At 44.5% G+C, this 18,826-nt stretch carries 18 protein-coding genes; 1 reads left to right on the forward strand and 17 read right to left on the reverse strand.

The annotated features are described in order from the left end of the window. Positions 1–18: 18 nt before the first annotated feature. The 13 genes from ACZ42C_RS09850 to ACZ42C_RS09910 form a co-directional block, all read right to left on the reverse strand. Positions 19–1,356: a hypothetical protein gene (locus ACZ42C_RS09850; protein ID WP_461183697.1), complete on the reverse strand. Its 1,338-nt coding sequence runs from the start codon at positions 1,354–1,356 to the stop codon at positions 19–21. Between the two features lie 235 nt (positions 1,357–1,591). Then, positions 1,592–1,999 (reverse strand): PaaI family thioesterase, encoded by a 408-nt coding sequence (locus ACZ42C_RS09855; RefSeq protein ID WP_464891355.1) that lies wholly within the window; start codon positions 1,997–1,999, stop codon positions 1,592–1,594. Between the two features lie 9 nt (positions 2,000–2,008). After that, positions 2,009–2,995, reverse strand: a complete 987-nt coding sequence (locus ACZ42C_RS09860) for a hydroxyacid dehydrogenase (protein ID WP_461183698.1) — start codon at positions 2,993–2,995, stop codon at positions 2,009–2,011. A gap of 171 nt (positions 2,996–3,166) precedes the next feature. Further along, positions 3,167–4,360 carry a thiolase family protein gene (locus tag ACZ42C_RS09865; RefSeq protein WP_461183699.1) on the reverse strand — a complete coding sequence of 398 codons (1,194 nt, stop codon included), beginning with the start codon at positions 4,358–4,360 and terminating at the stop codon, positions 3,167–3,169. 173 nt (positions 4,361–4,533) lie between these two features. Then, positions 4,534–5,685: an acyl-CoA dehydrogenase family protein gene (locus ACZ42C_RS09870; RefSeq protein WP_461183700.1), complete on the reverse strand. Its 1,152-nt coding sequence runs from the start codon at positions 5,683–5,685 to the stop codon at positions 4,534–4,536. Positions 5,686–5,697: 12 nt separating this feature from the next. Further along, positions 5,698–6,483 (reverse strand): enoyl-CoA hydratase/isomerase family protein, encoded by a 786-nt coding sequence (locus tag ACZ42C_RS09875; protein WP_461183701.1) that lies wholly within the window; start codon positions 6,481–6,483, stop codon positions 5,698–5,700. 10 nt (positions 6,484–6,493) lie between these two features. Beyond that, the gene (locus tag ACZ42C_RS09880; RefSeq protein WP_461183702.1) at positions 6,494–7,339 is read right to left on the reverse strand and encodes a 3-hydroxyacyl-CoA dehydrogenase NAD-binding domain-containing protein; all 846 of its coding nucleotides are present in this window, start codon (positions 7,337–7,339) and stop codon (positions 6,494–6,496) included. Between the two features lie 24 nt (positions 7,340–7,363). After that, positions 7,364–7,612 (reverse strand): DUF3394 domain-containing protein, encoded by a 249-nt coding sequence (locus tag ACZ42C_RS09885; protein WP_461183703.1) that lies wholly within the window; start codon positions 7,610–7,612, stop codon positions 7,364–7,366. 166 nt (positions 7,613–7,778) lie between these two features. Further along, positions 7,779–8,249 (reverse strand): IS200/IS605 family transposase, encoded by a 471-nt coding sequence (gene tnpA / locus ACZ42C_RS09890; RefSeq protein WP_461183836.1) that lies wholly within the window; start codon positions 8,247–8,249, stop codon positions 7,779–7,781. 126 nt (positions 8,250–8,375) lie between these two features. Beyond that, positions 8,376–10,052 carry a TRAP transporter permease gene (locus ACZ42C_RS09895; RefSeq protein ID WP_461182013.1) on the reverse strand — a complete coding sequence of 559 codons (1,677 nt, stop codon included), beginning with the start codon at positions 10,050–10,052 and terminating at the stop codon, positions 8,376–8,378. A gap of 41 nt (positions 10,053–10,093) precedes the next feature. Next, on the reverse strand, positions 10,094–11,104 hold the full coding sequence (locus ACZ42C_RS09900; protein ID WP_461182012.1) for a TAXI family TRAP transporter solute-binding subunit: 1,011 nt from the start codon (positions 11,102–11,104) through the stop codon (positions 10,094–10,096). Positions 11,105–11,123: 19 nt separating this feature from the next. Then, the gene (locus ACZ42C_RS09905) at positions 11,124–11,768 is read right to left on the reverse strand and encodes a 3-oxoacid CoA-transferase subunit B (protein WP_461182011.1); all 645 of its coding nucleotides are present in this window, start codon (positions 11,766–11,768) and stop codon (positions 11,124–11,126) included. Continuing rightward, a complete protein-coding gene (locus ACZ42C_RS09910) occupies positions 11,746–12,441 on the reverse strand; it encodes a CoA transferase subunit A (RefSeq protein ID WP_461182010.1) in 696 nt (231 codons plus the stop codon). Before ACZ42C_RS09910 ends, ACZ42C_RS09905 begins: the two co-directional genes overlap by 23 nt. Before the next feature lie 1,613 nt (positions 12,442–14,054). Here ACZ42C_RS09910 and nfsA point away from each other — a divergent pair. Beyond that, a complete protein-coding gene (nfsA, locus tag ACZ42C_RS09915) occupies positions 14,055–14,804 on the forward strand; it encodes an oxygen-insensitive NADPH nitroreductase (protein ID WP_461182009.1) in 750 nt (249 codons plus the stop codon). A gap of 56 nt (positions 14,805–14,860) precedes the next feature. On the opposite strand, the gene ACZ42C_RS09920 is transcribed toward nfsA, so the two are convergent. The 4 genes from ACZ42C_RS09920 to ACZ42C_RS09935 all read right to left on the reverse strand — a co-directional run bounded on the left by ACZ42C_RS09920 (position 14,861) and on the right by ACZ42C_RS09935 (position 18,767). Continuing rightward, positions 14,861–15,811: a hydroxyacid dehydrogenase gene (locus ACZ42C_RS09920; protein ID WP_461182008.1), complete on the reverse strand. Its 951-nt coding sequence runs from the start codon at positions 15,809–15,811 to the stop codon at positions 14,861–14,863. Between the two features lie 347 nt (positions 15,812–16,158). Next, complete coding sequence (locus ACZ42C_RS09925) at positions 16,159–16,551, reverse strand: acyl-CoA thioesterase (protein WP_461182007.1); 393 nt, start codon at positions 16,549–16,551, stop codon at positions 16,159–16,161. Between the two features lie 185 nt (positions 16,552–16,736). After that, entirely contained in the window at positions 16,737–18,254 is a 1,518-nt protein-coding gene (locus tag ACZ42C_RS09930) for a tripartite tricarboxylate transporter permease (RefSeq protein ID WP_461182006.1), read from the reverse strand. 24 nt (positions 18,255–18,278) lie between these two features. Beyond that, positions 18,279–18,767, reverse strand: coding sequence for a tripartite tricarboxylate transporter TctB family protein (locus ACZ42C_RS09935; protein ID WP_461182005.1), 489 nt, complete (start codon positions 18,765–18,767; stop codon positions 18,279–18,281). Positions 18,768–18,826 lie beyond the last annotated feature (59 nt).

The following is an 18,826-nucleotide window of genomic DNA, read 5'->3' on the forward strand; positions in this document are numbered from 1 at the left end:
ATGATAGTTATTGTCTTATTATAGTAGGTTCAAAATGAAAACGTACCCGGATGCAAGCAGAAAAATGGTGAGAAAGTACTTTCCATTCCAGGTTAAACCTACTTTGACTCCATTCGCATGCACACAGGAACTGATAATAATATTTAATGCGTTCAGTGGACTCAGGGAAGATGAGAACATCCAGGAAAATATGCACATAAAAGCTGCTGCATATATACTTACATCCACTTCCGGTATCAAAATTAAAGGAAAAATAATCGGTACGGCAATAATCTGATGAATGCCGAGAAGTGCCATCATCGTCACAAAGGAAACAACAAACAGAAAAACCAAAACAACCGACCATTGGGAAGCCCAAAAAAGTGCATTACCCAGTTTGGAAGTAATCGGTGTATGCATCAGTGCATTACCGAATAATCCGGCACTCAGGAAAAGGGAGATCTCCATATTGGAGCTGGAAGCCATCTGTGTTTTATACCATTTCATTTGTTCTTTCATCCACCCCCATTTATTCCGGATCAGTGTCCAGGCAAATGGGATAAGCAGACAGTTTATACTGACGAGTAAAAGCATCGGCAGTTTGGTGATAAATTCCAACGAAATTAAAAGTCCAACCAACAGCAGCATGTAGGAAATGAGCAGGACAACATCTTTTTTTCCGGCTGCAGTCTTTTCCTCCATTACCTCCACTGTAGCTGCTGCCTCACTTTTTGCGGGACGAAACAATAAAATCGCTGTAATAAACATAATGATGGAAAAAGTGATCCCGATGGGCATATAAGTCACATACGGCATTTCCGCAATGGATATAACAATACCAACAGAAGCAAAAAATGGTGACCAGACAATAGCCTGGGTAAACCCGCCAAAATATGCGCGCGATAGCAGCTTAGGCTGTACTTTCAGTTTGCTGATGAATCCGTGTACGATGCGAATCGCTCCCATATTTAAAATGGGTGCAACCATCATCATAAAAGAACTGACACCATAAAAAGTTTTCCGCTCATCTTCTTTCCATTCCTTCAGTTTGGAAATGACTGTATGGATGACTCCTTCTCCTTCAAGGGGAAGTGAAATCAGCGGCGCAAGTAAAATGATGGCCAAAAGCGCAATGTTCTGGGTGATCCCATCAAATAGCGCCAACCCTTGACTTCCGTATAAAAAATGAATCATCATTCCAGTAATAAACAAAAAGCCGGTAAATAATTTATTTTTGCTGCTCAGCATGCGAAATGCCAGCAAAAATGCCAAAATACAAATGAGAATATATAGGATATTTAATACTTCGTTTGAGATGAGTCCCTGTGTAATATAAATTAGACACATTGCTGTAAAAATGATAAAACGAAACATCATAAACCAGCTTTCCTGTTATAGTTGTATGAAATTTTATTCGGGGATTGGCTTCGAACCATCTTAAATGGATTTCGCTCCATCCCGGGCGGGGTTCGCTCGATTACCTGGATTTTTCACTCCACCCCGCTACGATTTTGCTCCAGCCGACCCGATTCCCGCTCCACCAATATTCTCCCGACAAATATTCTTCTATATAATAAGGAAGAAACAGGTTTTCCCCTTCAAAATCAATTCCTTATTTATCCAATTTTACTGCCCGGAACGTGCCTGTGGAATGGGCCAGTCTGTTTCCATCTTCATCAAAAAGGTGAGCCTCCACCAACACAGTGGAACGATTCTGATGAATCACATTCCCTTTTGAATAAATGGTTCCGCTGCTGACCGCTTTTAAAAAGTGGACATCCATTTCAAGGGTAGTCACTTCATCAAATCCGAGGGAGCGGGAAGAAAACCCCATTGTTGTATCAAGAATGGTGGCATAGATGCCGCCATGTGCTGAGTTCTTTACATTTAAAAACTCAGGGATGATGGGCAGTTTCAGACATACACTTCCTTTTTCCACGGAATCCAGTTCCAAGCCTATAAATTTCCAAAAATTGCTTTGTTCAAAGTCATTTATCATCTTTTCCACGTACTCTTCCATTCCCTTCCTTTAAGAAAGCTCATCCAAATTTGCAATCGTCGGCAGCTTTTCTCCCTGGACAGCTTTTAAAAGATTGGCTGCCACGGTCACGCTCATCTGCTGGGCTGCTTCCTGGCTGATCCCGCCGACATGTGGTGTTTTTGTGATTTTTTCCACAGGTAGAAATGGGTGGTCTGCTGGTGCCGGCTCTTTCCGGAACACATCAGCTCCGGCAGCTGAAAATTGCCCTGCTTCCAGTGCAGCCACCATGTCTTCCTCATTCACGATTCCGCCCCGGGCCGTATTAACGAGCACAGCATCCGGCTTCATTAATTCAAAATACGTTTGATCAATGAGCCCGTCTGTGTTGTCATTTAAAGGAATATGAAGACTGATTACATCACATGTTCGGAAAACTTCTTTCATATCCATGGTCAGTTCTGCGCCGATGGATTCTGCTGCCTGTTTTCTTTCTTCCGGAATTCTCCGAACGTAGGCGAGCACTTCCATGTTAAAGCCGTTTTTCATGATTTTCGCCACTTCCTGGGAAATAGATCCAAAACCGACAAGGCCGAGTTTTTTTCCTTTCAGTTCCTTTGTGTACCTCCCATCGCGATAGGCGTAATTCCCTTTTTCCATTTCCTTGTTAAATTTAACAATATTTTTCATGACAGCCAGAATCAGACTGACTGCATGTTCCGCTGTCGCGTTCGTATTCACTTTTGGGGCATGAAGGATCGGAATGCCTTTCTTTGTTGCATAGTCCACGTCAATGTTGTCGAGCCCTACTCCCGCACCGGAGATAGCTTTTACGCCATCGCAGGCATCGAGAATATCCCGGGTGATCCTGGCGGGTGCACGCAGGGTAATTCCGTCCACGTTGTTATTTTGTAAAAAATGGATGATTTCCTGTTCATCAAACGTATCAAATTTGGTTACCTTTGCACCTTTGCTCAGCACTTTTTCCCCATCTTCGTGATACATGGGCAGGATTTGTAAAATATGTATGGATTCCAAATTAAACCGCACCTCCGTATTTTTCATTTATCATTTGGGATAAGGAGAGATGGTGATCCTGGAAGGGAATCACCATCTGCATGAATTTTGGTATTAATCGTTTGCTAAAATCCCGGCTTTCACCAACCGTTCATGGTGATAGTGTAAGCAGACAGGACAATGACTTTCCTATCAGTTATCAAGAAATTCAACAATCGTGGAAATTCCCTGTCCGCCGCCGATGCAAAGGGTAACCAGGCCGTATTTTTCTCCTCTTCTTTCCATTTCATGGAGGAGTTTTGTCATCAGGATGGCACCAGTAGCGCCAATTGGATGGCCGAGAGCGATGGCTCCGCCGTTCACGTTCACTTTATTGATATCCATTTTTGCTTCTCTGATCACTGCCAGAGACTGTGCAGCAAAGGCTTCATTTAATTCGATCAGGCCAAGATCATCCATGGAAAGATTCGCCTGTTTCAGTGCTTTGAATGTGGATTCCACCGGGCCGATTCCCATAATATCCGGGGATACCCCGCTGACTGCATGGGAGAGAATTTTGGCCTTTGGCTTTAAGCCGTATTCATTCAGTTTATTTTCGTTCATCATCAGTACGACAGAAGCACCATCGTTTCTTCCGCTCGCATTCCCCGGTGTAACCGATCCGCCTTCTTTAAATACAGCCGGCAATTTGGCCAATTTTTCCGGAGAAGTGAGGAATGGATGCTCATCGGTGTCAAATGTGATGGTTTTCTTCCGTTCCTTTACTTCATATGGTACAATTTCTTTTTCAAAACGGCCGGACTTGATGGCGTCATCGGTAAGCGTCTGGCTGCGGTGGGCAAATTCATCCTGCTCTTCGCGGGAAATATTGTACTTTTCCGCCAGGTTTTCCGCTGTCAGTCCCATGGTGAGATTGCCGTATTTCTCCTGCGGCTGGGAGCATGGCTGGCTTTCCGTGTTTGGATCCAGCAATACACCGTTGCCTGCACGATAGCCAAAACGGGCGTTTCTTAAATAGTAAGGTGCGGTACTCATACTCTCCGCCCCGCCGGCAACAACGACATCGGAGAGACCGAGCTTAATTTGCATATCCGCATTATTGATCGCCTGCAGACCGGATCCGCATTGGCGGTGCACGGTATAACCGGGAACATCCACCGGCAGTTCCGCACGCAATGCTGCAAGGCGTGCCAGGTTGGATGTGTCCGCACTCTGCTTTGCCTGACCGAGAATAACTTCCTCCACCTTTACATCTGAACCGCCGTTACGTTCCATCAGTTCACGAATTACTTTTTCAGCCAGATGATCCACTGTTACATCCTTTAACGTACCGCCCATTTTTCCGACGGCGGTTCTTACTGAGCCGACAATATATGATTCATTCATTAAAAACACCATTCCTTTCATAGTGATGGTACATGGGGCAGAGGGACAGACCTTTACGACGGTACGGGCATTTAGCGCAATCCCAGGTGCCGTGCCCTTGAACGGGACGCGGAACCTGGGACTGTGGTACAGCAGTTCCTCGTCCCACCGGAAAGAATTGTCCCCTTGCCCTCTTATTTTTTCATTTCGCGTTTTAGTTCGTTGGCGATAATATTTTTCTGGATTTCGGATGTTCCTTCATAAATCTTTGTAATTCTTGCGTCACGGAAGTAGCGTTCAATTGGATAATCCCGCATGTAGCCAATACCGCCGTGGATTTGCACTGCAAGGTCCGCCACTTTGTTGTAAACTTCGGAACCGTATAATTTGGCAATCGCTGCATCCTTTACGACACGCTGTTTCTGGTCGGTCATCCATGCCACTTTAAAGGTTAGCGCCTCAAGTGCGGCGATTTCTTTGCTGATTTCCGCGAGCATATGCTGAATGGCCTGCAAGTCAATGATCGGCTTGCCGAATTGTTCCCGCTCTGCAGCATATTCCAGGCAATGCTCAAGCAGGCGCTTGCTGGAGCCCAGGTTTCTTGCAGCCAGTCCCGCACGGCCGTTGGCAAGAATTTTCAGCGCGTTGATATAGCCCTGACCTTCTTCTCCAAGTACGTTTTCCGCCGGCACTTCCATATCTTCAAAGAATAGTTCTGCAGAATGGGAACCGCGCAGTCCCATTTTGTCTTCCACATTACCGACAATGAAACCAGGGAAATCTTTTTCCACGATGAAGGAAGTGATTCCTTTGGCACCTTTAGATGGATCAGTTACTGCCATCACGGTGAATACATGGCCATCCACCGCGTTTGTAATGTAATGCTTGGAACCGTTGATGATGTATTTGTCGCCTTTTTTCTCTGCGGTTGTCTTCATATTCGCAGCATTCGATCCGGCGCTTGGTTCGGTGAGGGCAAAAGATCCGATCCACTCACCTGACGCCATTTTTGGAAGGTACTTTTCTTTCTGTGCATCTGTACCAAGTTCCACGATACCGACAGAGCCGATCCCGGTATGGGCACCGATCAGGGTAGTGAAGCCGTTATGTGTTTTTCCAAGTTCTTCATAAATCGCACATTTTCCCACCATGTCGAGGCCAAGTCCGCCGTACTCTTCCGGGATTCCCAGGCTGAAGAGCCCCATTTCCTTGGACTGCTCCACGATCTTTTCCGGAATTTCATTGTTTTCCTCAATTTCCATCGCTACCGGTTCTACTTCTTCTCTTACAAACTTTCTTACATTCTGTCTTAGAAACTCAATATCCTCTGAAAAGTTAAAATCCATGTTGACATCTCCTTATCTGTTTTTAAATTCTGCCTGTCTTTTCTCAAGGAAAGCCGATGTTCCTTCCTGTTTATCCTCTGTGCCAAATGCTACAGCCTGGGATAGTTTTTCCATCCACATCGCTGTATCTTCATCAATATCGTAGCCTTTATGCACCACACGCTTGGCGAGCATAGCTGCCACCGGTCCTTTTTTCAATACTTTTTCGGCTACTTCCTTGATTTTTTCCTGGAGATCTTCCTCTTCCTCCACGAAATAGGATACCAGGCCGATCCGTTCTGCTTCTTCGCCGTCAATAATTTTTCCGGTTAAAATCATATCCAGTGCTCTGCCTTTTCCAACCATGCGGGAAAGGCGCTGGGTACCGCCAGCTGCGGGAACTATCCCGAGATTCAGTTCCGGCAGACCGAATTTTGCCTTTTTCGTTGCCAGGCGGATATCACAGCTCATCGCAAGTTCACAACCGCCGCCAAGGGCAAAACCCTGCACCGCAGCAATTGTTACCTTCGTACAGTTCTCTATTTTGTTATAAATTCCCTGCATTCCCGGCACGAGTGCTTCCAGCGGTTTTCTTTCCTTCAGCTGGCGGATATCGGCGCCGGCGGCAAATGATTTTTCACCGGCCCCCTGAATGACAATCACTTTTACAGCTTCGTTTGCTTCTGCTTCCGTCACTGCCTGATCAATTTCTTGCAGCATGTTTGCATCCAGTGCATTCCGGGCATCGGGACGGTTTAGCGTCAGCCAGAAGATGCCCTGATCCAGTTCTGCTTTAACACTTTCATATTGATTTCCCATGTTTTACCTCCTAGCTATATTCGTAAAAACCACTGCCGGATTTTTTGCCTAAACGGCCGGCTTTTACATATTTAATTAAGAGCGGACATGGACGGTATTTCTCTCCCAATGTTTCGTATAGGTACTCCATGTTTCTGAGTCTCGTATCAAGCCCTACCAGGTCTGCCAGTTCCAATGGCCCCATTGGGTGGTTCAGCCCAAGCTTCATGGCATTGTCAATGTCTTTTGCCGAAGCAACACCTTCCATTAATAGATTCATTGCTTCGTTCCCGATCAGGCAGTTCATGCGGGAAGTAACAAATCCAGGGAATTCATTTACTTCCACCGTTGTTTTGTTAATCTTGGCAGCTGTTTCATGAATAAAGTTCACTGTTTCATCCGACGTCTCCAGCCCGCGGATCACTTCAATCAGCTTCATTTTATGCACCGGGTTGAAAAAGTGCATAGCCACGACTTTATCCGGTCTGGAAGTTTGCGCGCCGATCTCCGTAGGGCTCATCGTCGATGTATTCGTCGCTAGCACCGTTTCCGGCGGGCAGATGTCATCCAACTGCTTGAAAATATTAATCTTTAAATCCATTTTTTCCAGTACAGCTTCCACGACGAGTTCTGATCCTTCTGCTGCTGTTTTCAAATCTGATTCATAAACGAGATTGTTTTTTGCATTTTGATAGACGTCTTCTTTTAAAAACCCTTTTTCAAAACTGCCATCAAGCAGCCCGTCAATATCGTTTTTGGCTTTTGCCAAAATATCGTCATTCAAATCATTGACTGCTACTTCATAGCCGCCAATGGCAAAAGCATATGCGATGCCTTTTCCCATTACTCCTGAACCTACTACGGTTACTTTACTCATTCCATCACCTTCCTGTATTTTCTATTACTCTGGCAATAAATCTTTTCTTGTAAATCGCTGTAATACATAGACAGCTGCTAAAATAACTACTCCGACAATATCGGTCCAGAGTCCCGGAGCGATCATTAATAATGCTCCAATGATCAGGGTAAGCCGTTCATACCATAATGTGTGTCGGAACATCCAGCCTTCCGCAGCATTGGAGATCCCGACGATTCCAATTACAGCTGTTATGACAGCAAGAATAATTTCCGGTGCGCTTCCGATTAACAATAGCGCTTCTCCATATACAAAGATATACGGTACAATCAAAACCACCAGTGTGAACTGGTGGTTTGCTCTGCGGCTGAAAGCCTATGTTACCGGCCTCGGCCTAAAAGGCCCACTGAATGGGTTTCCCTTTTGCACCACACTTACTCACTGATTCTTAAAGAATCTCTTATTTCTTTTTATTTTTCTTACCGGTGAACGGATCAAATTCTTCAAATAATGTTAATTGATCGCTCATGTAATCCTCCCTAAGCTGATTTCGTATATACTCTTGAATTTGATTTTTATTTCTTCCCACCGTATCCACAAAGAATCCTCGACACCAGAATTTTCGATTACCATATCTATACTTTAAATTCGCATGACGGTCAAAGATCATTAAACTACTTTTACCTTTTAAGTATCCCATGAATTGAGACACACTCAATTTTGGTGGTATACTAACTAACATATGAATGTGGTCTTTGCATGCATTTGCTTCGTGTATTTCAACGCCTTTTCTTTCGCAGAGTTCTCTGATTATTTCTCCTATACTTCTTTTATATTTTCCATATATGATTTGTCTTCTATATTTTGGTGCAAAAACTATATGGTACTTACATCTCCACTGCGTGTGTGCTAAACTATTCTTGTCCTTCATTGGACGTGCCTCCTTCTATGGTGAGATTTTGGTGGTCGGGAAACCTACCTAATCTTACCATGAAGCGAGGCTTTTTTTGACCCCACGCTAGAAGCTCTCTGGAACCCCCGGCATAGCCGGGGGTTTTCAAAGATCATAAATAAAGGCTGCAATGCCAAGGCGTACAGCTGTCATCCCGGTCTGCATCGGATTGGATCCTGCAATACCCGATGCTGCAAATGCAGCCAGTGCAACTGGCGGGGTAATCGCTGATACAGCCGCAAAATAAAATACAAATAAGTGGGCAGCCATTGGCGCTACTCCCAACTCGATCAGTGCCGGGATTGTCAAAGGCACCTGTACGATATACGCCGCGACTGTAGGTAACCCCATACCGAGAATGATACTTGTAATCATTGTGAATATTAAAGCTACGATCAGAATGCCGCCGGACATACTGATAATCAGGCTGCTGAATTGCAATCCAATTCCCGTAAATCCGATAACACCAATGATTAACCCTGCCGCAGCACAGGCAATCGCTGTTTCCAGGGAAGCTTTGGCACCAAGGTCCAATGCCTTTACAACTGCTCTGAAATTCAGTTTGGCAACTCTATTCACTAAAGCAACCAGCACGGTGGCCACGATCGCAAAGAGACCGGCCCGCATTGGGGACGCTCCGGAAACGAGCAGCACAATAATAACAATCAGCGGAATGAAAAATAAAAACCCTTTTTTAAACACATCCCACGTATTCGGTAATTCGGATTTATCCAATCCCTTCAGGCCGGTTCGCTTTGCCCTTAGATCCACCTGGATAAATAAGCTGACAAAGAATAACAGGGCCGGAATAATTGCAGCATAGGCAATTTCAATATAAGGAACGCCCAAATATGTAGCAATAATAAACGCAGATGCTCCCATAATTGGCGGAGTTATTTGTCCTCCCGTGGAAGAAACGGATTCCACAGCTCCGGCAAAGTGGCCTTTATAACCTGTTTTCTTCATCAATGGGATGGTGAACGCCCCGGTTGTCACCGTGTTGGCGACAGCACTTCCGGAAATCGTACCCATGATGGAACTTGCCACAACCGCTGTTTTGGCCGGACCGCCACGGTATTTACCCATACCTGCGACAGATAAATCGATGAAAAATTGTCCCGCACCTGAAACTTCCAAAAATTTACCAAATAGAATAAACAGAAATATAAATGTAGCCGATACGCCGAGTGGTGTACTGAATACTCCTGAAGTCGTATAAAACAGGTGATCAATAATCCACATCATATCGAAGCCACGGTGACCCAGCGCTCCCGGCAGCATTTGCCCCCACAAGCCATAAGCGAGAAAAACGACAATGATGACAACCAGGGCATTGCCGACCACCCTTCTCGTTGCTTCAATTAATACAAAGGCACCAATAATGCCAAGGGCAATTTGCAGACCGGATAAGTCTTCAATATAAGTCATTCTTGAGGAAATATCCTGTGCATTGAAAACAAAATAGGCGTACACGCCGGCCGAAAGCAGGATTAACAACCAGTCATACCATGGAATGGTATCCGATTTGGCAGCTTTCCTTGCCGGCTTATAAATGGCAAACACAAGCATGAGCGCAAACGCTAAGTGAGCAGAACGCTGCATGATCGATTCGAAAACACCGAACATCGCCGTGTATAAATGAAAAATGGACATCCCGATAGCTATAACGGAGATAATCATACTGACTGCGCCCTTTAGGTTGCGGCGTTTTGCCATTTTATTGCCCTCATCATCATATTGTTCTGCATTTTCAGGAGTGTTCTTGTTTGATTTTTCGGACATGTGCTCACTCTCCTTTCAACCCGGCGGTGGCCGGATCTACTTTAATCCATCGCTCCAACTTCCTCATAATACCTTTCCGCACCGGGGTGCATCTCTCCGACATTATATTCCACGGAGTACTCAGCATCGAAATCGTCCAATGTAGCAGAAATCGTACTCCAGGTATCATTGTTTTCCACGACCATTTTTGTCAGATCATATACTGCATCTTCAGGCATCGTATCGTTATTCACAAGCAGCACAGTGTATGGTGCCACTGTTTCCACATCTTCATCCTGATTCGGGTAAGTGCCCGCTTCAATGGTGTATGGCACATATCCCGGGTTATCATCATACATTTGATTGATCGTATCTTCATCAAGGGAAATTAAACGGATCCCGACGGTTGTATCCAGTTCCTGCCATGTTGCTGCAGGCGCAGCCAGGTTTCCGATCCAGGCATCAATATGATTATCCCGAAGCAGGTTGGCAGCATCTTCCGTTCCGGTATACTCAATACCTTCCAGGTCATCATATGACATATCAAGAATATCCAGGATTCTCAGGAAAGATAGTTCTCCACTGTACCCGCGGATTCCCGGGCTTACTCTTTTTCCTGCAAGGTCTTCCACCGAGTGAATATCAGAGTCTGCTCTTACTACAACTTGTACCGGGTTCGGATATAGTGTTGCAATGGTGCTGAAGTTATTGATCGGTTCATCGAATTCACCAGTACCCTCATTAGCCTCAGCGATTGCTTCCCCGTTTGTAAAACCGATATCAAATGTTCCATCACCAAGTCCTAAAATATTGGCTGTTGACCCACCTTCCACAATCGCAACGGATGAGTCAGGAAAAACCTCATTCATCTGATCAGCCATGGCGCCGCCAAGTGTGTACCAGACACCACCCTGGGTTGCTGCTCCAAAAGTAAGTTCCTCAGGTACCTCGGTTGCTTCTCCGGCACCTTCGTCACCGCCCCCATTGTCTGTTCCACTTGTTTCTTCGTCTCCTCCACATGCTGCAAGCGCTACTAATGCAATTCCCATCAAAAATATGAAAAACTTTTTCATGTTGTCTCCTCCTCGTCTATTAAACTACTTTGTTTTTATACGTAAATGGTGCTCCTGTAATTTCCTTCAAATCTTCCAAACTCAAATCTGACAGTTGTTCCACAAGTTCTGCTCCATTTTCACTGAATTTAAATACGGCATGTTCAGTGACCAGCATGTCTGCTCTTCCATTTCCGCTTGTAGGAAACGATAATTCTTCCACGAGCTTTGGTGTGCCGTCTTTGGCCTGATGACTGGAAGCAATAATAATCTTTTTCGCTCCTGCTACCAAATCCATCGCACCGCCTACGCCCAAAATATCCTTTCCGGGAATAGCCCAATTGGCAATCTCCCCATATTGGCTTATCTGAAGCGCTCCCATTACAGCAACATCAATGTGACCGCCACGGATCATGACAAATGAATCCGCGCTGTCAAACAGGGAAGCGCCTTCATCCATGGTAATAGGTTTCTTGCTTGCACTGATCAATTCCATATTAATATTTTCTTCATCCGGCGTCGGCCCCATGCCAAGCAGACCGTTTTCCGAGTGCAGATCCACTTTTTTATCACCGAGATAGTCCGGTATAAGTGTTGGAATCCCTACACCAAGATTGATGGAAGCTCCATCCGGTAATTCCTGTGCAATTCGTTTGGCAATTTTAATTCGATTCTGTTGGGACAACGTATTTACCCCCAATCTTTTCATATTCATTCATGACAAGATAATCAACATACACATGCGGTGTCGTAATTTCATGCGGTGCCAGTTCGCCTACCTCCACGATTTCATCGACTTCTGCAATGACGGTTTTTCCTGCAGTTGCCATGGCCGGGTTAAAGTTTCTTCCGGTATGGTCGTAGATGAGATTTCCTCGGGTATCCGCTTTCATAGCTTTAATTAAAGAAACATCCCCTTTGATCGCCCTTTCCAAAACATACGTCTCACCGTCAAACACCTTTTCTTCTTTTCCTTCTGCAAGCTTAGTTCCGGCAGCGGTCTTCGTGTAGAAACCAGCAATCCCGGCCCCGCCACAACGGATCCGCTCTGCCAGTGTCCCCTGTGGAATCAGCTCAATTTCCAGATTGCCCTTTGACCATTCATTCACTGCATCCCGATTGGAAGTAAAGTAAGAACCCATCGCTTTTTTCAGGCAGCCTGTATGAAGCAGAATACCAAGCCCTTTATCCTTCTCACCGAGATTGTTGCTCACTACCGTTAAGTCCTTTTTATTCAACGTGGCCAGTTCATCGATCAGGGTAAGTGGTGTGCCCGAAAGACCAAACCCGCCAACAAGTAAAGTATCCCCGTCGTTTATATATTTCGACAGTTCGGATTTATCAATCACTTTACTCACTGAATTCCCTCCTTCATCCTCTGTACATACGGATCCTTCCTCGTAATCTTACAAACTCTAAAACTTTAATACATTTTCGGAAGGTGCAAATCATTCCATTTTGCGGAATAATTATTCTATTTTCTGTTAGGTCATATTATAAGCACTGGTTTATGAAAAGTCAATAATTTGTCGAAAACTATTAAAATTATATTTACATTGATAAATTTCTTTGTTGTGCCCTACCTCGCACCGCAGTTTATCTCACACTGGATCAGAGGGAAACTATTATTTTAATAAAATATTTTTAGACTATGATTCATATCATTGATTATGGTCATCAAGGAGACAGGCATTAGGATAAGTTGAAAAAATGAGGTTTGCTGAATAATTTATTTGGGGCTGGTAGCACGGGGAGGGTGCACAGGGAGGGCTTTTGGGCTTTTTTGCATTGATTCTTGGTGAAATCGCTTTGAGAAGGGATATCATAGACTTTTGGAAGTTGGTTTTATGGTGAAAGGGCTTTGAGGCGAATTCTATCGGACTTGTCCGGCTTTGTTTCTTGGTGAAAGGGCATTGAGGCAGGTTCTATTGGACTTTTCAACGCTTGTTTCTTGGTGAAAGGGCACTGAGACAGTGTCTATCGGACTTTTCAACGCTTGTTTCTTGGTAAAAAGGAACTGAGACGGGTTCTATTGGACTTTTCCAGACTTATTTCGGGCTGAACGGGCACTGAGGCAGGTTCTATTGGACTTTTCCAGACTTATTTCGGACTGAACGGGCACTGAGACACGTTCTATCGGACTTTTCCAGACTTATTTCGGACTGAACGGGCACTGAGACAGGCTCTATCGGACTTTTCCAGACTTATTTCAGACTGAACGGGCACTGAGGCAGGTTCTATTGGACTTTTCCAGACTTATTTCGGACTGAACGGGCACTGAGACACGTTCTATTGGATTTTTCAACGCTTGTTTCAGGCTGAACGGGCACTGAGGCAAATTCTATTGGACTTTTCCAGACTTATTTCAGACTGAACGGGCACTGAGACGGGGTCTATTGGACTTTTCATCGCTTGTTTCAGGCTGAACGGGCACTGAGACGGGGTCTATCGGACTTTTCCAGACTTATTTCGGACTGAACGGGCACTGAGACACGTTCTATTGGACTTTTCCAGACTTATTTCAGACTGAACGGGCACTGAGACGGGGTCTATTGGACTTTTCCAGACTTATTTCGGACTGAACGGGCACTGAGACGGGGTCTATCGGACTTTTCCATACTTATTTCGGACTGAAAGGGCACTGAGACACGTTCTATTGGACTTTTCCAGACTTATTTCAGACTGAACGGGCACTGAGACAGGCTCTATCGGACTTTTCAACGCTTGTTTCTTGGTAAAAGGGCACTGAGACAGGCTCTACCAGAATTTTTAAAACTCATTTTATAGCGAAAGGGCTCCAAGGAATCTGTGTCTGCAAATCAGATGCCCTGAAAAAGATCTGACTTCAGGCAGACAACGCAAAAAATAATTTCTCTTCGCACCTTCCAAATCAATTCCATGTCAAAATATATTTTTTCAAGTATACTATGACTGAATAATCATTATAGTTTAAATGGCAAAGGAGATTATTATGAATCAAACAATCGAAACCATGCTCAATCACCGTTCCGTTCGTAAGTTTTCAGACGAAAAATTAACATCGGAGCAAATAGAGATGATCCTTAAATCCGCCCTGCAGGCATCGACTTCCAGTCATGTCATGGCTTATACGATTATTGGTGTTACCGATGAAAATCTGAAGTCTGACCTGCATGCTGTGTCAGGACATCCGCATGTAAAAAATAATGGACATTTATTTATTTTCTGCGCTGATCTGCAGCGGAATTATGCGGTTACATCTCATACGAATGAAGAAGGTGTAAAACAGAACGTGGAAAGTACGGAACAGTTTATTGTTGCTACAATTGATGCAACACTTGCTGCTCAAAATGCTTCCATTGCTGCAGAATCGATGGGGCTGGGCATATGCTATCTCGGCAGTCTGAGAAATGATATTAAAAAAGTGGATGAATTGCTGGAGCTTCCGGAGTATGTTATTCCATTATTCGGGCTGGCAGTGGGGCATCCGGAGCATCAGCCGGAAATCAAGCCGCGTCTGCCGCTCGAGGCAATCTATCATGAAAACACCTATGATCAGGATAAAGAGAAACAGGATAAACTGATAACCGATTTTGACGAATACCTGAAAAATTATTATCAGACCCGCTCTTCCAATAAAAAGATTTCAACTTGGACAGAGCAGATGGAAAATAAATACAAGGTACCTACACGAATGGATGTTTCACCGTATGTGCAGAGTAAGAAGTTAAATTTACGCTAAACAAATTAAAAAGCAGCCTTCCCAATTGGATGAAGGCTGCTTTTTCATCATTTTTATTAATTCACCCTGCAAAGTGACTGCCCGCCATTCAGCACTCTGTCCACTTCTTCTGCGATCAGCATAGCCGTGCGTGATTGTGCTTCAATGGTTAAACCGGCAATATGCGGGGAGAGCCGGATGGCTTCCACTTTTGCGAGCGGCGAATCTTTTTGGACCGGTTCTTTTTCCAGCACATCAAGGTAGGCACCTGCTATTTGTTTTGCTTCTACAGCTTCCACGAGATCCTGCTCATGCACAATTCCGCCCCTGGCCGAATTAATAATATATGCATGCGGTTTCATCAGCTCCATATTTTCCCGGTTAATCAGATGTCTTGTTGCTTTTGTCAACGGCACATGGACAGAAACAAAGTCGGATTCCTTCAATAATTCTTCCATATCGACTTGTTTTATTCCAGTTTCCTGCACGACGTGATCATATGGAGCGACGAATGGATCATAACCGACGACATTCATTCCAAATGCCTTGGCCCGTTTAGCGACCCGATGTGCGATCTCACCCATGCCGATAAGTCCGAGCGTTCGGTTGTTCAGCTCATAGCCGGTAAAAAATTTACGGTTCCAATTGCCTTTTCGAACATCCGCATCAGCGACCGCCAATGGACGGGAAGCATCAAGCATCGCGGCCATGACATACTCCGCAACAGAGGTAGCGTTTGCATTTCTCGCCGAGATGACCGGAATATTCCGTTCCCTGGCTCCCTGCAGATCAATATTATCAAGACCAACCCCGAGCCGGCCGATGACTTGTGTTTTTTTGGCAGCATCCAAAAACTCGGTGTCCACCTTGGTTTCATTCCTTACGATCAATGCGTCATACTCAGGCAGCAATGAGAGCAATTCATCCCGCTTGCGGCTCAGCTCCATATCATAATCTACGGTATATCCTTTTCTTCTCAATTCTGCTATTCCATCTTCCCACATTAATTCTGTTACAAGAATCTTCATATTGTCCTCTCTCCCTGTAGAATGATTTGCTTTATGTATTAGGTTTTAATTATACTGCTAGCTTTACTATTTGACAATATATTTTTGTTTGCCTGTGAATTTCGATTATTTTTCATAAAATTGAATGAGGGCAACACGGGTGTACTGCCCTCATCATAAATTAATCCCCGGTATCAATATTGGCAATTTTCCCTCGATAATCCGCTTTGTTCTCCCTGATCATCTGTAAATTTATCATGGTCCATGCAATTACTATATTATTAGCCTATGATCAGCACCCGGTACAGAAACTTTGGGCGCATGTATGGAACACGGCGAGAAATGCTCCTTACCTCAAGGAGTTCACCTTAAAAATTACGGGCAATTTCCTCAATCACAGGTCTGCTCTTCCTAGTCGTAAAGTCAATCATTACTTTGGTCACGGTGGCCTCGCACACCTCTTCATCTTTTTCATTCAGGATTTTCTGTTCAAACACAAAACTTGTATTTCCCAGCTTTTTTGGTGTGGTAATAACACGCAGCCTGTCATGCAGAAGGGCTTCTTTTTTATACATAATATCGATTCTCAACACTGCCGTACCCAGATTGGCATGATGGAAATCATCATAGGAATATCCTGCGTTCTCTATGTACCAGGCTTCTCTCCCATGCTCCAGGTAATTCAGGTAAACACTATTATTTACATGGTTCAGCCCATCAATATCTTTTTCACTGACAATAATCTCTTTTTCTGTTGGCATAATTATCTTTATCCTTCCAATAGTCTGTGATAGATAAAAGATAATGGAAGTGGCGCAGAGAGTCAAGAGGAATACTAAACAAAGATAGCCACACTTATAGAAAAAGAGCCCGGCATTATGACCAGGACTCTCTCAACATATCATTATTTGCATTACAACCAGCAGACATCAATAGGTGTAATCATCTATGAAGCTGCACTCCGCTTCTTCATCCTCCTGCTCTGCCAGATCGTAAACGCAATCGAAAGCACAGCAAGAATCAGGAACAATAACGAGATCGGGCGGGAAAAGAACAGTGTCCAATCAGGGTCTGCCATAAATGCCCGTCGTAAATTAACCTCGGCAATCGGTCCAAGGATCACCCCGATAATGATCGGTGCCAAAGCGAATTTGTATTTTGTAAACAGGTAACCGATGATTCCAATGACAAACAACAGATAAATATCTGTAATGCGGTTATTTAACACAAAAGTACCCGTCACACAAAGCACCATAATGATCGGGAAGAGAATTTGCGTCGGTACTTCAGTAACCCGGACGAACAACCGGACGCCCAAAAACTGCGTGATGAGCATAAAAAAGGATGCCACCAAAAACGCCAGGAACATGCCGCCGACAATGTTTGGTTCATTGGTAATCAGCAATGGTCCCGGATTGATGCCGTGAACCATCAGGGCTGATAATAACACAGCTGTTACCGCCGAACCGGGAATACCAAGGGCGATCGTCGGGATCAAATCGCCGCCGACCGTGGAATTATTTCCGGCTTCCGAAGCCACCACTCCTTCATCATGCCCTTTCCCAAATTTTTCGGATTCCTTCGACCATTTTTTCGCCTGATCATAGGCAATAATATTGGCAATACTCCCGCCGGCACCCGGAATCGCCCCGATAATGGCCCCTATCGCAGAGGATCGGATCAGGTTAAGCGGTTTTTTTATAATGGACATAAACGTAGCTTTTGGCTTCAGTACAAAATTAATGCCTTTAATTTTATCTTCCTGTTTTTGCTGAAAATCCTTGTACAGCTCCGTCTGTTCCACGGAGTTCATTAACCGGGAAATGGCAAACATCCCAATAAGTACCACGAGAAACGGAATGCCGGCACGCAGGACGCCCACATCAAAAGTGAACCGGGTAATGCCGGCGATCGGATCCGCACCGACTGTCGCGATCAAAAGACCGAACAACCCCGCAATGAGCCCTTTTAATACCGACTCCCCGGTGACACTTGCAATAATCGTTAAGGCAGCCACAATTAAGGAAAACATTTCCCACGGACCAAATTGCAGTGCAAAATTGGCTACTTGCGGGGCGATCGTAATAAGTATAATGAGACTGACAACCGAGCTTAAAAAAGATGACCAGATCCCCAAGGATAAGGCTTTTCCGGGCTGGCCCTTCCGTGACATGGGATAGGCATCAAATGTGGTAGCTACCGCAGAAGGTGTGCCGGGAATTCCCAGCAAAGCTGCTGTAATCAATCCACCGGACATGCCGCCTACCAGCACACCAATCATGGCTGCCACCCCCATAATCGGTTCCATGCCAAATGTCAGCGGGAGTGTAAGCACGATGGCCATGGTCACTGTAAAACCGGGGATCAGCCCTGCTAAAATACCGGCAATTACACCGAGCAATATTACGATTAGAATATCTATCTGAAAAATTTCGCTAATTCCGAGTAAAAATAAATCTGACATTTTCACCAACCCTTTTATAGATAACTAGAAGAAAATCCCATTTGGGAATCTGACATACAATACATTTTCAAAAAAGAAATAAACAGCGAATGTCATGGCAAATGAGATAATGGCAATGGTAATGACATTCTTTTTCTTGATCGGGCCAATCAGTAAACCTGCTGCGATGATGAAAAGAATGGTGGATACGATAAACCCGAGTAAATTTATGGTGAAAATATACAACCCAAGGACGGCAAGCATGTAGAAGACCAATCTGTATTCATGCCATTGCCTTTGCAAAAAATCCTTGAAGCTATTTTTAAAGCCAAACTCTTTTGCCTTAATTAATGTAACCATCTGCTTCACGATCAGGATCAGTGATAATAAAAATAGTAATGCAGCAATCAATTTCGGGTAAGATCCCGGATCGAGGTGGGTTTCAGCTGCGTTCAGCTGAGCAAAATCTCCCGAATTAAAATATATGAGCGCACTCAGCAGGATTAAAAAAATCCCAATTACTATTTCACCCATGGCGACCTCCTTCATTTTGCGATAATGAAGGACAGGGACGATACATGAGATCGCCCCTA

It is taken from the genome of Virgibacillus kimchii, from assembly GCF_055379185.1.

Excerpts from the sequence above, each read along its gene's own strand:
- ACZ42C_RS09850 (WP_461183697.1), bottom strand. The coding sequence starts at position 1,356 with ATGATGTTTCGTTTTATCATTTTTACAGCAATGTGTCTAATTTATATT.
- ACZ42C_RS09855 (WP_464891355.1), bottom strand. The coding sequence starts at position 1,999 with ATGGAAGAGTACGTGGAAAAGATGATAAATGACTTTGAACAAAGCAAT.
- ACZ42C_RS09865 (WP_461183699.1), bottom strand. The coding sequence starts at position 4,360 with ATGAATGAATCATATATTGTCGGCTCAGTAAGAACCGCCGTCGGAAAA.
- ACZ42C_RS09870 (WP_461183700.1), bottom strand. The coding sequence starts at position 5,685 with ATGGATTTTAACTTTTCAGAGGATATTGAGTTTCTAAGACAGAATGTA.
- ACZ42C_RS09875 (WP_461183701.1), bottom strand. The coding sequence starts at position 6,483 with ATGGGAAATCAATATGAAAGTGTTAAAGCAGAACTGGATCAGGGCATC.
- ACZ42C_RS09880 (WP_461183702.1), bottom strand. The coding sequence starts at position 7,339 with ATGAGTAAAGTAACCGTAGTAGGTTCAGGAGTAATGGGAAAAGGCATC.
- tnpA (WP_461183836.1), bottom strand. The coding sequence starts at position 8,249 with ATGAAGGACAAGAATAGTTTAGCACACACGCAGTGGAGATGTAAGTAC.
- ACZ42C_RS09895 (WP_461182013.1), bottom strand. The coding sequence starts at position 10,052 with ATGTCCGAAAAATCAAACAAGAACACTCCTGAAAATGCAGAACAATAT.
- ACZ42C_RS09900 (WP_461182012.1), bottom strand. The coding sequence starts at position 11,104 with ATGAAAAAGTTTTTCATATTTTTGATGGGAATTGCATTAGTAGCGCTT.
- nfsA (WP_461182009.1), top strand. The coding sequence starts at position 14,055 with ATGAATCAAACAATCGAAACCATGCTCAATCACCGTTCCGTTCGTAAG.
- ACZ42C_RS09920 (WP_461182008.1), bottom strand. The coding sequence starts at position 15,811 with ATGAAGATTCTTGTAACAGAATTAATGTGGGAAGATGGAATAGCAGAA.
- ACZ42C_RS09925 (WP_461182007.1), bottom strand. The coding sequence starts at position 16,551 with ATGCCAACAGAAAAAGAGATTATTGTCAGTGAAAAAGATATTGATGGG.
- ACZ42C_RS09930 (WP_461182006.1), bottom strand. The coding sequence starts at position 18,254 with ATGTCAGATTTATTTTTACTCGGAATTAGCGAAATTTTTCAGATAGAT.
- ACZ42C_RS09935 (WP_461182005.1), bottom strand. The coding sequence starts at position 18,767 with ATGGGTGAAATAGTAATTGGGATTTTTTTAATCCTGCTGAGTGCGCTC.